The 13,487-nt window shown below is 74.1% G+C and carries 8 protein-coding genes and 1 pseudogene; 8 read left to right on the top strand and 1 reads right to left on the bottom strand.

Annotated elements, in window-relative coordinates; genetic code table 11:
* The 8 genes and pseudogenes from ABD335_RS21030 to ABD335_RS20995 form a co-directional block, all read left to right on the top strand.
* Positions 1–1,144, top strand: a pseudogene (locus tag ABD335_RS21030) (AAA family ATPase); the annotation flags it as partial.
* A complete protein-coding gene (locus tag ABD335_RS21025) occupies positions 1,144–4,002 on the top strand; it encodes an RNA repair domain-containing protein (RefSeq protein WP_344325845.1) in 2,859 nt (952 codons plus the stop codon). The pseudogene ABD335_RS21030 and the gene ABD335_RS21025, both read left to right, overlap by 1 nt.
* A 78-nt stretch (positions 4,003–4,080) precedes the next feature.
* Complete coding sequence (locus ABD335_RS21020; RefSeq protein ID WP_344325842.1) at positions 4,081–4,743, top strand: hypothetical protein; 663 nt, start codon at positions 4,081–4,083, stop codon at positions 4,741–4,743.
* A 398-nt stretch (positions 4,744–5,141) separates the two neighbouring features.
* Complete coding sequence (locus ABD335_RS21015) at positions 5,142–6,440, top strand: helix-turn-helix domain-containing protein (RefSeq protein WP_344325839.1); 1,299 nt, start codon at positions 5,142–5,144, stop codon at positions 6,438–6,440.
* A 19-nt stretch (positions 6,441–6,459) separates the two neighbouring features.
* Positions 6,460–7,221 (top strand): toll/interleukin-1 receptor domain-containing protein, encoded by a 762-nt coding sequence (locus ABD335_RS21010; RefSeq protein ID WP_344325836.1) that lies wholly within the window; start codon positions 6,460–6,462, stop codon positions 7,219–7,221.
* Between the two features lie 2 nt (positions 7,222–7,223).
* A complete protein-coding gene (locus ABD335_RS21005; protein ID WP_344325833.1) occupies positions 7,224–9,218 on the top strand; it encodes a hypothetical protein in 1,995 nt (664 codons plus the stop codon).
* Positions 9,215–10,318: a hypothetical protein gene (locus ABD335_RS21000; protein WP_344325830.1), complete on the top strand. Its 1,104-nt coding sequence runs from the start codon at positions 9,215–9,217 to the stop codon at positions 10,316–10,318. Before ABD335_RS21005 ends, ABD335_RS21000 begins: the two co-directional genes overlap by 4 nt.
* 44 nt (positions 10,319–10,362) lie before the next feature.
* Positions 10,363–10,842 (top strand): hypothetical protein, encoded by a 480-nt coding sequence (locus ABD335_RS20995; protein ID WP_344325828.1) that lies wholly within the window; start codon positions 10,363–10,365, stop codon positions 10,840–10,842.
* Between the two features lie 138 nt (positions 10,843–10,980).
* Here ABD335_RS20995 and ABD335_RS20990 read toward each other — a convergent pair whose 3' ends face one another.
* Positions 10,981–13,119 (bottom strand): serine/threonine-protein kinase, encoded by a 2,139-nt coding sequence (locus ABD335_RS20990; protein ID WP_344325825.1) that lies wholly within the window; start codon positions 13,117–13,119, stop codon positions 10,981–10,983.
* Between the last annotated feature and the right edge of the window lie 368 nt (positions 13,120–13,487).

The following is a 13,487-nucleotide window of genomic DNA, read 5'->3' as shown; positions in this document are numbered from 1 at the left end:
GCCGCTCGGGCGCGGCGCGACGGGCACCGTCTGGCGCGCGCGTCAGAGGGAGACGGCGGGCGCCGAGGCGGCCGTGGCCGAGGTGTCCGCCCGACTCGACGTGCCGGCGCGGACGGGGGACGCGCGGCTGGCCGGCGTGCTCGCCGCGCTGCTGCACGGCGAACCGCGGGCGCGGGTGGCGTCCCGGCTGGTCGCGCCGCTGGGGATGCCCCTGGCGCGGCGCGTCGCCGACCTCGTCGGACTGGCTCCGCTCCTGCACCGCCCCCACCCCGACGAGGAGCGCCGGGCCGGGCTGGCGCGGATGTCGTTCGCCGCCGACCCGGCGGTGCTGCACGCGGTCGCCGCCGCGATCCTGGCCGGGCGCGACGACGCGGAGGCGGCCGAGGCGCGCGAGCAGGTCGACTGGTCCGCGCTGTACGCCGAGGACGCCGGGCTGCTGGACGAGGCTCCCCTGCGCCGACTGCGGGCGGACCTGCGGCGGGCGCTCTCCGAGGCGGGGGTGGACGCCGAGGCGGCCGACCGGTGCTGGGCGGAGGCGCGCCAGGCGTACGCGCTGGGTCGGATCGCGGGCGTGACGGAGGCCGTGGCGGCGACCTGGCGCCGGCGGTCCGGGGAGTTCCCGCGGCTGGTCCACCTGGTCGGGCCGTCGGGCAGCGGGAAGAGCACCTTCGCCGAGCGCCTCCCCGGCGTCGCCGCGTACGTCTGCCTGGACGACCTGCGCCAGGCCCGCGGCTCCCGCACCGACCAGCGCGCCAACGACGACGTCCTGCGGGAGGGCCTGGCCCGGCTCGACGCCGCCCTCGCCGCGGACCGGACGGCGACGGTGGTGTGGGACGCCACCTCCCTCACCCCGCAACAGCGCGCCAAGGTGCACGCGGTCGCGCGCCGTCGGGACGCGCTGGTCACGCACGTCGTCGCGCTGGTGGACGAGGACGAGTTGGCGCGGCGCAACACCGTCCGGCCACACCCGGTGCCGTCGTCGGTGCTCGCCGCGCAACTGCGCCGTTTCGTCCCGCCGTACCCGGGTCAGGCGCACCGCACGTGGTACGTCGGGGGCGACGGGACGGTGGCGGACACCGACGGGCATCTGGGCGCCGCCCGGGACGGCATTCCGGGCGGCGCCCACGACGGGGAGGAGTGGTGATGCGCACCAGCGAGGAGATCTACCACCAGGTCCGCTGGGACCCGCGCCTCGACCCGGCCCGGTTCGTGCTGGGCATCCGCCGGCGCGGGGCCGAGCCCCAGCGGATTCCGCTGCCCGCCTTCACGCCCGGCGGCGACATCCCCTGGCACCGGGTGCTGTTCGTGGAGGCGGACGGCGAGGTGGTCTGGGACCGCGCCACCGGCGTGGACCGCGTCGGCTCCTCCGCCGCCGGGCGCGTACGCGACCCGCGCCGCCTGCGCGCGCCGTTCTTCACCGCCCGCACACCCCACGTCTGGGACCCGTCCGCCGGGTGGCGGCCCGCGCGGAACACGTCCACGGAGCCCGCCGCGACCCCGCCCACCGCGTCGAGCGTGCGCGTGCTGACCTGGAACACCCTGTGGGACCGGTACGACGGCGACCGCATCGACACCGCCCGCCGCCGCCCCCTGCTCCTCGCGTCCCTGGCGGAGGCCGACGCGGACGTCATCGCGCTCCAAGAGGTCGAGGCCGGGCTGCTGGCCATGCTGCTGGACGCCCCCTGGGTCCGCGCCGCCTACGCCCTGGGCACCGACCCGCGCGGCGGGGACGTCGACGAGCACGGGCTGCTGCTGCTCAGCCGGCTGCCCGTGCGGGAGGCGGGCCTGCACTCCCTCGGCCCACACAAGGCCGTCGCCGCCGTCACCGTCGAGACCGCCGCCGGGCCGCTCACCGTGGCGACCACCCACCTCACCAGCGACCACTCCGCGAACGGCCCGGCCCGCCGGGAGGCCGAACTGGAGCGGCTCGCCGAGGGGCTGGCCGGGGTGGACGGCGATCTGGCCCTGCTGGGCGACTTCAACGACGGCCGGGACGGCGAGGACGGCCCGGCCGCCGCGCTCGGCCTGCGCGACGCCTGGACGGAGGTCCACGGCGCCGACGACCGCACCCCCACCTTCGACCCGGGCGTCAACCCGCTGGCCGCCGTCTCCTCCCTGACCGGCCGGGCCTCCCGCCTGGACCGGATCCTGCTGCGCGGCGCCCCGCGCGTCACCGGGGCGGCGCTGCGGGGCGACACGCCCGCCGAGCGGGGGCTGTACGTGTCGGACCACTACGGCGTGGAGGCGGAGCTGCGTCTGGACGAGGGCGGCCCCGACGGCTCCCCCGGCGTCCTCGACGCGCGGCCGACGGTCCGCACGGCGCTGGCCTGGCTGCCGCCCGAGGAGCTGTGGCCGCCGATCCAGGAGCTCCGCCGGGAGCACGACCGGCAGATCCGCCGCTGGCCGCCGCACGTCAACGTCCTCTTCGGGTTCGTGCCGGAGTCCGAGTTCGAGCGGGCCGCCCCGCCGCTGGCCGCCGCGGCGGCCGAGGTGGCGCCGTTCACCGCCCGCCTGGAGGGCGTCCACACCTTCGGGCACCGGGAGGACGCGACCGTCTGGCTCGACCCGGCGGCCGACGGCGGCGAGGAGCCGTGGACGGAGCTGTACCGCGCGCTGGTGCGGCGGTTCCCGCGCTGCCGCGGACGCCACAAGGGCTTCACCCCGCACCTGTCGCTGGGCCGCACCACCGACCCCCAGCGGGTCGCGGCCGAGTGCGCGGCCCGGCTGACGGGCGTCTCGGCGCGGGTCGGGGAGTTGGTGCTGCTCTCCCGCCGGGGCCACGAGCCGATGCGGCCCCGGGCCACGGTCGCCCTGGGGACGGGCGAGGTGCGGTGGCTTCCCGAGGACGGCACCGGCACGCCCCCGGCCGAGCCCCGGGACGGCGAGCGGGCCGAGCGGATCGCCCGGCGCGTCGCCGAGGCCCTGCCCGAGGGGGTCGTCCACACCGTCGGATCGCGGCGCATGGGCTGCGCCCTGGACGGCGCGGACCTGGACCTGGTGGCCGCGCTGCCGGGCGGTGTGGACGTCGCCGAGGTCCGGGCGCGGGTGACGGCGGCGCTCCCCGAGGCCGTGTCCGTGCGGCAGGTGACCGGCGCCCGGGTGCCGGGGCTGAAGTTCGCCGTCGGCGGCCTGGGCGTGGACCTGACCGTGGTCGCCACCGGTCCGCTCGACCCCGCCGAGGCCGTGGACCGCCGCGCCGAGTCGGGCGAGGCGGCGGCGATCGCGCTCGGCGCGGTGGCCGACGCGGACGCCGTGCGGAAGACGGTCGGCGACCGGCACGCCGCCTTCGCCCGGCTGGCCCGGGAGGTGAAGGCGTGGGCGAGGGCGCGCGGCCTGGACTCGGCGCCGTTCGGCGGACTGCCGGGCCTGGCCTGGTCCGTGCTGGCGGCGGTGGTGGTGCGCGAGGCCGGGGACCTGCCCGAGGACGACCTCCTCCGGCACTTCCACGGCACCTGGGCCGCCTGGGACTGGCGGCGACCGGTCTCCCTCACCGGTGCCGCCCGGGACTCCGGGGCGGCGGTGACGGTCCTGACGCCCGCCGCACCGGTCCGCTCCTGCACCGCGCAGGTGGGCGCCGGCGGCCGGGACCTGCTGGTCCGGGAGTTCTACCGGGCCTGGGAGATCCTGGAGTCGGCCGCCGGGGCCGGCACCGACCCCCGGCCCGAACTGCTCTCCCCGCCGCCCCTCCACCGCCGCCACGCGGCGTGGGCGGTACTGACCGTGCGCCCGCCCCGGAGCGAGGAGTTCGAGGAGGTCCTGGGCGCCGCCCGGGGCCGGCTGCGGGCGCTGCTCACCGCCCTGGAGGACGCCGGGGCGGTGGACGTCCACGCCTGGCCCCGTCCCTTCGACACCGGCCCGGCCCTGGCCCGGTACGCCATCGGCCTCGGCCGCACCCCGCCCGACCGGGGCACGGTCGCCGGGATCGCCGAGCGGTGGGGCAGGGGCCTGCCGGGGGTCGAGGTCGAGGTGGTGGAGGGCGGCGCGGTGCCGACCCTGCGCTGAGCCGGTACGCGGACGGTTGTCGGTCGACTGCCTGTCGACTGCCGGTCGACTGTCGGTGGCGTGCGCTTGGATGAGCGCGTGACCGTCCACGACATCGCCCGCCGACTGCCCGACATCGGCACCCTCCGCGACCACTGCCGTGCCATGGCCATGGCGGAGGCCGTCCTGAACCCGGAGGCGGCCCACCGCCGTCACCACTTCGACGCCCGCTGGTCCGACACGGAGGAACTCGCCTCGATGGACACCGGCTCCGGGGACGACCACTCGATCGTCTTCTCCGCGGCCGGCGCGTACCTGCGCGGGTTCGACCACGAGTCGCCCATGAGCCCCTACGTGGACGACCGCCCGTGGCCGGGCGTCCTGGACGACGTTCCGGAGGTCTTCCGTCCGTACGTCACCGAGCCGGCGTTCTCGGACGAGGACGGGCTGCCTTGCGTCACCGCGTGCCTGTGGCGGGAGTCGGGGGACGATGCCTGGCGCGCGGGAACGATCGAGTTCCCCGAGGGCACGGACGACCCGGACGGCGCCGGGTACCTGTTCGAGCTGCTGGTGGACCGCTCGCCGGAGGCGTTCCGGGAGTTCGCCCGGGACTACTACGAGACGCCGGTCGACCTGGCGGCCGTCCGCCACGTCCTCGCCCTGCGTCCGCTGACCGACGAGGTGGTCGCCGCGCTGAACCCCGAGGTCACCCTGGCCGAACTCGCCGACGACATCACCGGGATCGGCTACCCACGGGGCTGACGGACACCGGCCGCCCTGTCCCGGCCCCGACCCGCAGGGGTCGGGGCCGTCTGGCTTCCCGGCGTCCGACAGGGCCCGACCTCACCCCGAAGTCGCTCGGGAACCGCGCCTGGTCGGCGGCCGGGACGGCCCTTCGACGGTCGGCCCCGCCACGCCGGAACGTCCCCCCGTACCGCTCCGCCCCGCCCCTGGGCCGGTACACGGCGTGGAAGTCGGCGGCCCGCTGCCGGCACGCGCCGCAGTCGACCGATGCCTTCTCGACAGGCGGTTCCACACCCGGTTGCCTTCGGAACGGGAAACGGGAAACAGCGACATTCGCCTTGTTCGTCCGGCGCGGCCTGCCGCAGTCTGTCGTGCGGCCCCCGCGTCCACCCGGACGGACGGTGACGGAGGTTCATGTGGAAGCGGTCCAGCCATCCGTCCGGTTCGGACAGGAACTCCGGAGGAGACGGCTCGCGGCCGGCCTCACCCTCACGGAACTGGCCGGGGCGGTGCACTACAGCAAGGGCCAGTTGAGCAAGGTCGAGCGCGGGCTCAAGGCACCCAGCCGTGACCTCGCACGCCTCTGTGACGCCGCGCTCGGCGCCGGGGGCGCGCTCATGACCCTGCTCCCCGATCGGCCCGCCGGGGAGCGGGCGCCGGAACCGGAAGGGGGCGACGAGGAGGTGTGGGTGATGCAGTTGTCCGCGGACGGCCCGAGTTGGTTCCAGCCCGTGGGGCGACGGCAGATGGTGGCCGCCGGGGCCGCCTCGGTGGTCCGGCTGGGCACGTCCGGTGTGCCCGGCTCGCCGTCCGGTACCGAGGGCGGGAAGCTTCTGGAGGCATCCCGTTCCCTGTTCGACCACTACCGGCGGCTCGGCCAGACGGTCGGCCCGGAGTTCCTGCTTCCGGTGCTCATCGCGCAGACGCACACGCTGCGGGAGCTGTCCAACCGCGTCGGCTCGCGCACCCGGCGGGAGTTGTTGGCGCTCGGTTCCCGGTACGCCGAGTACGTCGGCTGGCTGGTGCAGGAGACGGGGAACGAACAGGCCTCCCTGTGGTGGACACAGCGCGCCGTCGACCTGGCCGCAGCCGGCGGCGACCGCGACCTGGGCGGGTATGCCCTGGTACGCCGTGCGCTGGTCACACTCTACCGCGAGGACGCCGAGCAAACCGTGATCTTGGCGCAACGCGCCCAGGACGGGAGGCTCCCGCCCCGCATCCGCGGCCTGGCCGCCCAGCGCGAGGCCCAAGGCCACGCGATCGCGGGCGACCACAGTGCCTGCATGCGCAGCCTCGACCGGGCCCGCGCACTGCTGGCACGCCACGTCCCGGACTCCGACGCGCCCGTCATCGGCACCATGCACCTCCCCGACCCGGTCGCCATGATCACCGGTTGGTGCCTGTACGACCTGGGTCGGCCGCGGGAAGCCGCCGCGGCCCTGGACGAGCAGTTGGCGCGGGTTCCCTCCCATGCCCTGCGCACCCGAGTCCGCTACGGAGTGCGCCGCGCGCTCGCCCACGCGGCGGCGGGCGAGATCGACCACGCGTGCGAGCTGGTTGCCCCGCTGCTCGACGGTGCCACGGCCGTCGGCTCCGCGACCATCGCCGCCGACCTTCGCCGCCTCGCCCGCGTCCTGGGCCGCCATCCGCGCAATCCCTCGGTGCGCGCGCTGGCTCCGGAACTCGGCACGGCCTTACAGATCGTGAACCACTGACAGAGAGGAAGCCGTTCCCATGCCCGAGGTGTTCGTCAACTACCGCACCGGAGACGGAGAGATGGCCGCCGCGACGATCGACCAGGAGCTGTCGCGCCGCTTCGGCGAGGAGAGTTCCTTCCGGGCCTCCCGGTCCATCAAACCCGGCGCGGCCTACCCCGAAGAACTGCTTCGCAACGTACGGCGCAGTTCCCTGCTGTTGGCGGTCATGGGCCCGGAGTGGACGCGTTTCCCCGAACTCCACGACGGTGACGACTGGGTCCGCAAGGAGATCCTCGAAGCCCTCGAATGGGGGATTCCGGTCGTCCCCGTCCTCGTGGGACGGGACACGAAGCGGCTTGCCCAAGCCGACCTCCCCGCCGAGCTGGCGCGGCTCGCCGACCTGCAGTCCCTGCGTCTGGACGCCCGGAACGCCCCGGCGGATCTCGCGCGCATCGGCGACCTGGCCGCCGACATGGTGCCGTCCCTGAGGGCGGCCGACCGTGCGGCTCGCCCTTCCCCCGAGACCGACACCGCTCCCGGTTCCGTGCGCAACTCGACGGGCGACGTGCACGGCACCGCGGTCCAGAGCCGGGACATCATCGGGGACGTGGGCACCGTCGTCAAGAACAGCTCGGGGCCCGTCCACACCGGCCAGGGGGACATCTACCACAATTCCCGTCACGTCTCGGGCGGCCGACACTTCCACGGGGACGGGACGACGTACTTCGAGGGGGACAACCAGGGCGGCATCCACCAGCACTTCGGGCAGTCCCGTCGGAGCGGGGACGGCGAACGGTGACCGTGCCGCCCGACACACGGATCTTCGACCCGCACGGTCCGGTCCATGCGGGCGTCGGAGCCCAGATCAACCTCACCGTCATCGGCGGACTGGCGAAGGACACGCGAGACAGAAGCCCCCGGGACGTCGCCGAAGACCAACTGCTCTGGTTATGGCGGCGATTCGTCCACCCCGGCGGGTTCGGCGAGGCACGACGGCTCCTCCGCGCGACCGGCACCGTCCTGCTGGACGGCGCTCCGGGAAGCGGAAGGACCTCCGCGGCCCGCGTCCTCCTGTACGAGTTGCGCCGTGACGCCGATACCTTCCACGAGTTGCTGCCGAACGAGGAGAAGCCCTTCCTGAGCCCCGCTCTGGTCGGGAACGGCGACCGGATGCTGCTGGACCTCTCGGAGGTCGAGGAAGCCCTGTGGGCGGGGGTGCGGGAGGAACTCCCCTCGTTCACCGGGACTGTGCGCAAGAAGCAGGCCCACCTCGTGGTCGTCCTGCCGCACCACAGGGACCAGAGGCCCTTGGAGGACCTCTGGCGGCACCGGGCGGAGATCGAACGGCCGCGAGAACACGAGGTGCTCCTGAGGCACCTGACCCTGGATGACGTTCCCAGGAACGCCTGCTCCCCCTCGCTCCCCGTCCTCTCCGACTTCCTGGGGTCCGGGCGGCCGATGCGCGAGATCGCGGACTTCGCCGCCCGGATCGTTCGGGCACGGAAAGCGGCCCCGCCCGACAAGGGATTCGCCCACTGGTGTGCGCGTGCGCTCGCCGACCTGAGCGGCCCGCGCACGCAGGTGGCGAAACGGCTCGCCGAAGCGGGCACGGGGCCCCAACGGGCTCTGTTGTTGAGCACTGCCATGCTGCACGAGGCCCACTCCGACGTCGTTCATCACGGCGCCGAGTCCCTGCTGCGCATCGCGGGGTCCCCGAAGGACGATCGGCCGCTGCTGGAGCACGAGGACCTGGCCCGGCGGTTCGAGGACATCTCCGCCGTCCGTGACGCGAACGGCCGGGTCCGCTTCGAGGAGTTCGACCACGACGCCGCGGTCCGCGACCACTTCTGGGACCACAGACCCGACCTCCGGGGGCACCTGCGCACCTGGGTGGGCCACACCGTGGGGTTCACGGACCCGTCCTTCTCCCTGGAGGACCGCGACCGGTTGGTGGTACGCCTCGCCGCGCAGTACCTGCGTACGAAGCGCCCGGAGGAGTTGGCGTCCCTCGCGGAGGAGTGGACGGCACCACCCGTGACGGCCGACCGTCTGAGAGCGGCCGCGCAGGTCCTGAAGCACGGCCTGAACGACGAGGAGCACGGCCGCTCGTTCCGGAGGAGGGTCTACGACTGGTCCAGGAGCGGCCAGGTGAGCGAGGGGCTCTCGCACGTCCTGGTCGACCTGTGCGTCGAGGTGATCGCCGTGCACCGCCCGGACGAGGCGGTGGTCCGCCTCCACCACCTGGCCAGGCACGAGCGCCGCACCGACCGGGCGTGCGCGGCCCTGCTGCTGTTGACGGGGGCGGACCACCGTCTGCTGCGGCTCATGCTGTTCCGTCTCGCCCGTGACCTCGGCCGCGGTTCCCACCCCGCCGACCCGGGCCTGTTCCTGCGGATCGCCGATCCCCTGCCGTTGACCTCCCCCGGCACGCGCCCCCGTGCCCTCTTCGCCGAAGCGGCCGTACGGGAGTGGCTGGCCACCGCCTGGACCGCCGTGTTCGAACAGTGCCCACGGCAGACGTGGGAGCCGTACGTACGGCGCTGGCTCCACACGGCCTGTGCGGACGAACGGCACGGCGACCCGCTCCTCGACGTGCTCGTCGCGGGTGCCCGGGAACGCGGCGACCTCCTGGGCGCCCTGTACGCCACCGCCCGGAGCGGGCAGCGCTCGGCGCCCGGCGGGAGGGAACGCGGCGCCCTGCTCACCGATCGCCTGCTGTCGAAGATCTCCATCGCCCAGGGCCTCAGTCCCTCCCCTTCACAGTCACCACAACCGCCCAGGGGGGCAACGTCATGACTTCCGGTGCCAAGACCGTGACGGTCTTCCTCACCGTCATCTGCGGACTGCTGCTCACCGTCGTCGGCGTGTCGGCGCGCTGGCCGGTATGGGCATGGGCCGCCCTGGCCGTACTGCTCGTCGCTCTCCCCGTCTCGGTCGTGAAGGCCGCGACGCGCCGGGGCGGGCCGGTGCCCGTCGAGATGATCCCCCACATCACCGAGGCGCCCGTGGAGCGCAGGGAGGAGCGGGTGACCGGCGTCGCGCTGCCGAGCCTCTGGGAGGACTACGACTTCCTGTTCTCCGCGACCGTCCGCTGGTGTCCGACCGGGGCACCGTCCGAGGAGCCGGTCCTCAACCCGGCCGGCCTGGCGGTCGACGCGATCCTGGACCGCGCCCGTGACATCACCGAGAAACGGGAGCCCGGAAGGGCCTCGCTCGTCCAGCACGAATTGAACGGTGCGCTGGGCCGGATGCGGCCGGACGCGACGGGTTCCCTGCACGTCATGGCCGAGTCGGTCACCCTCGTCCTCCCCGAGCACGATCGGGAACGGTTGGAGAGGCTGGCGGCGGTGCGGAAGGACAAGGCGGTCTGGGAGCACCAGAGGAAGCACGAGCAGAGCAAACGGGAGTACCTCGGCGAGGACGTGCTGAAGGACACCGGGAGCGCCGTGGTCTGGTGGCTGGCCAAGAACGACGAGCAGGTGGACAAGACGGTGCGGGACATCGGCCTCCTCGCCCAGTTGGCGTCCGCGGCCAACGACACCGACGTGCCCGAACGCCTGCGGCACCTCGTACCGCAGCCCCCGCGTGAAACGACGGGCGCGGAGGCGTCCCACCTCGGCGACTTCGCGTCGGCCGCCCCGTCACAGGACCCCGGGGCGTCCACGGCGGACCGCTATGACGCCTTCCTCCGGGCCATGGGCCTTCCCGAGGAGGACGCACGGCGTTATCTGGTCACCCGCCACGTGGCCGAGGCCGTCAAGGCACAGGGGCTGTACGAGACGGCCGAGGAACTGCTGCGCCGATTCGACGCGCCGGAAGGTCCCGAGGCCTCCGCGCCCGACGACTCCGACCTGCCCGACCCGCCGCCCGGCGGAACAGAGGACCCCACCCTCTGACCATCCGCACCGGCCACACCATCCGAGGGTCCTGGAGGAGAGCAGTGGAAGCGGAATGGGCGGCCTTGGCCGCCTCCGGCGCGACAACGCTGGTCGGGCTCGTGATTTCGGACTCCTGGAGTCACGTACGCGACAGGCTCGGGGAGTTCTTCGCCCGGCACCGCGACGGCGGATTGGAGGAAGCCCTAACGGAACTGGACGGGTCACGGCGGGAGTTGGTGACGGCCCACGAGGACGGAGACGGTCTCACCGCGGCCCGTACGGCGGCCGACGTCACGGCCGCGTGGCTCTCCCGGTTGCACCGTCTGGCGCGGACGGATCCCGTGGCGGCCGAGGAGTTCCTGCGCCTGCTCGACTCGCTGAACGGCCGTCCGCAGGAACCACCGACCACCGTGCACAACGTCATCAGTGGTGGGACGCAGCGCGGTCCGGTGATCCAGAGCGGTCGCATCACCGGGCTGGCCTTCCCCTCCCCCGACATCCCTCCTCCGCACGAGGAGCGGTACACCGCCGACGGGCAGTGAGCGCCCGCCGGACGGCGGTCGTCGCGCCCGATCCACCGGCGCGGCGGCTTGGCGCTCCGCCGGTGGATCTCCGGAGGAGGGACCGGAGCCCGGGCATTTCCCCGGCCCGCCGGCTCGGCCCTCGTCCGCGAGCCGCCCTTACCATTGGTCGGGGACGACCGGATCCTCGACCGCTCCCGGCAGGTCGCACCAGGGCCGCAGTTCCTTGTACATCTCGATCCCCCCGTATGCGAGGTCCGCCCCCGGCCCGCTGTAGGCGTGTGCCAGGGCGACGCACGCGGCCTCGGTCCTGGTGTCGACCGTGCCCGGGTCCAGTTGTTCGGCACCGTCCACGGCGGCGGCACGGCAGTTGAGCAGCGTTCCGTGGTCGTCCGAGGCCTCGCCACCGGCCGCCGCCTTGTCCAGGGCCACGATGGCGTCCGCGCAGTCGCGGGGCATCTCCGTGGCCTTGAAGCCGATCCCCTCCAGGAGCCGGTCGACCTTCCTGTCGGACTGCTTGTCGTGCTTTCCGTAGGTGTAGAGGAGGTATTTGCTGTACGGCAGCCACCACATGCGGTGGCTGTTCTTCCGGGAGCCGTCGTAGTCGGGCAGCACATCGGTGTGGACGGTCCAGCTCAGGGCCTTCTTGCCGCCGATGTCGGTCAGTGGACCCTCCTTGGCGGATATCACCGTCTCGTACCGGCCCGTCTGCGCGGGCGCGCTTTCGCCGTCGAGGGCGGGCCACGTCTCGCCGAGCACGCCCTGCTCGCCCTCGGCCATCCCCTGTCGGAGAGCATCGGTGGTCAGGTCCGGGGAGTAGGCGATCCGCAGCCCGTTGGGGTCCTCACCGGGTACGGCGAAGTCCACCTCGGTCGCGGCCGTGCCGGGAGCGGGTTCGTCCGTGAGGCCGCCGAATCCGTCCTCGGCTTCGGTGCCGTCGTGGACCGTTCCGTCGAACGAGGTGGGGACGGTGACCTCCAGTCCGCCGAACACCGTCACCACCTCCGGCTCCGGCTCCGGTTCGGGGGTGGGTTCCTCGTCCGGGGTGGTGCTCGCGGTGGGGGTCGGCGTTCCGGGCTCGGGGGCGGCCGGCCGTGTGGTGTGCTCCGCGGGCGAGGCGGAGGGTTGCGCACGGTCCTCGACCACCCCGCCGGCCCAGGCCCCGGCGACGATCATGCCGATGGCGGCGGCGACGGCGAGCAGCACGTACGGGGCGTGGCGCCGGAAGGACCGCGGAGGTACCGGAATCGGTGGGACGGGCTGCCTCCACGGACCGCCCGACGGAGCCGACTGGGTGGGCAGCACCGCGACGTCCGGCGGGGAGGACGGAGGAGGGGGCGGAACGACCGTCGGCGTCGGCGGGGCCGAGGAGGACGGCGGGGCGGACTCGCCCTCGGGTGGAAGCGGGATGCTCCAGCGTCCGCTGCCGAGCACGGCTATCCCTCCGGTCTCGGGCGCCTCGCCCTGTACTTGGGTGTAGGCGAGGGTGGGGAAGGCGTCGGTGCCGTCGGGACCGTGCAGGGCCGCCGCCCGTTCGGCCAGGTCCGCCGCGCTCGGCCGCCGCTCGGGGGCCTTGTGGAGCGCTTCGGTGACCAGGGGCAGCAATGCCTCGGGGAGCCCTTCCAGGGAGGGTTCGGCGGTGGTGATGCGGTGGGTGATGCCGGTGGGTGTGCCGAAGGGGTGGACGGCGGCGGCCGCGTAGGCGACGAGCACGCCCCAGACGAAGATGTCACAGGCGGGTGTGGTGGTGCCGTGGGAGAACTGCTCGGGCGCCATCCAGCCGGGGGTGCCGGTGGTCACCGAGGTGGCGGTGACGGCGGTGGCGTCCAAGTGGTGGGCGATGCCGAAGTCCAGGACGCGGGGTCCGTCCGCGGCGAGGATGACGTTGGTGGGCTTCAGGTCGCGGTGGGCGACGTCGGCGGCGTGGATGCAGGCCAGTGCGTGGGCGACGGCCGCGGCGAAGGTCAGCAGGTTGTTCCCGGTCAGCGCCCCGTGCTCCCGGACGTGTTCGTGGAGGGTGTTGCCGTGGACGTAGGCCGTGGCGAGCCACGGTACGGGGGCGTCGGGGTCGGCGGCGACGAACGGGACGAGGTACGGGCCGGTGACCTTGCGGAGGGTGTCGACCTCGCGCCGGAAACGCGCCCGGTGGGCGGTGTCGGCGGCGAACTCGCGGTGAAGTGCCTTGACGGCCACCGGTCGACCGCCGGCGGGGTCGGTCGCGTGGTAGACGGTGCCCATGCCGCCGGCGCCGATACGGCGGGTCGGCCGGTAGGGCCCAATGTGGTCGGGCAGAGTCACGGGGTTTCCTGTTCGGCGAGTACGGATGCGTCGCCCCTTACGCGGGTGCGGGGCCCCGGACGCTCGGTGTCCGGTCGCGGGTGCGTGCGGCGCCCCGCCGGACTCGGCGAGGCGCGGACGAGGTCACATCCGTCGTCCCGGCGAAAGGTGGTTCCCGCGGTGGGAAGCAGTGCCCGGCCACTTCGGGTCTCTGTCGTACTTGCTCATGAACCCCCCTCTGGTTCGCAGCCCCCGGCGGTACGCGAACACCACGGGACGGCCCGTCCGGCGGTCAGGCGGGCCATCGGCTCGGGAACGGACCGTGCGGACGGCCGCACGCCGGGCCGCCGTCGCCTCGCCCCTGAGACGTGCGCGACTTCCGCCCCCAC

The sequence above is a fragment of the Streptomyces macrosporus genome (assembly GCF_039533145.1).
GTDB classification, from domain to species: Bacteria; Actinomycetota; Actinomycetes; order Streptomycetales; family Streptomycetaceae; genus Streptomyces; species Streptomyces macrosporus.
Note: the sequence above shows the minus strand (reverse complement) of the source record. Positions and strands in the feature narration are given on the sequence as shown.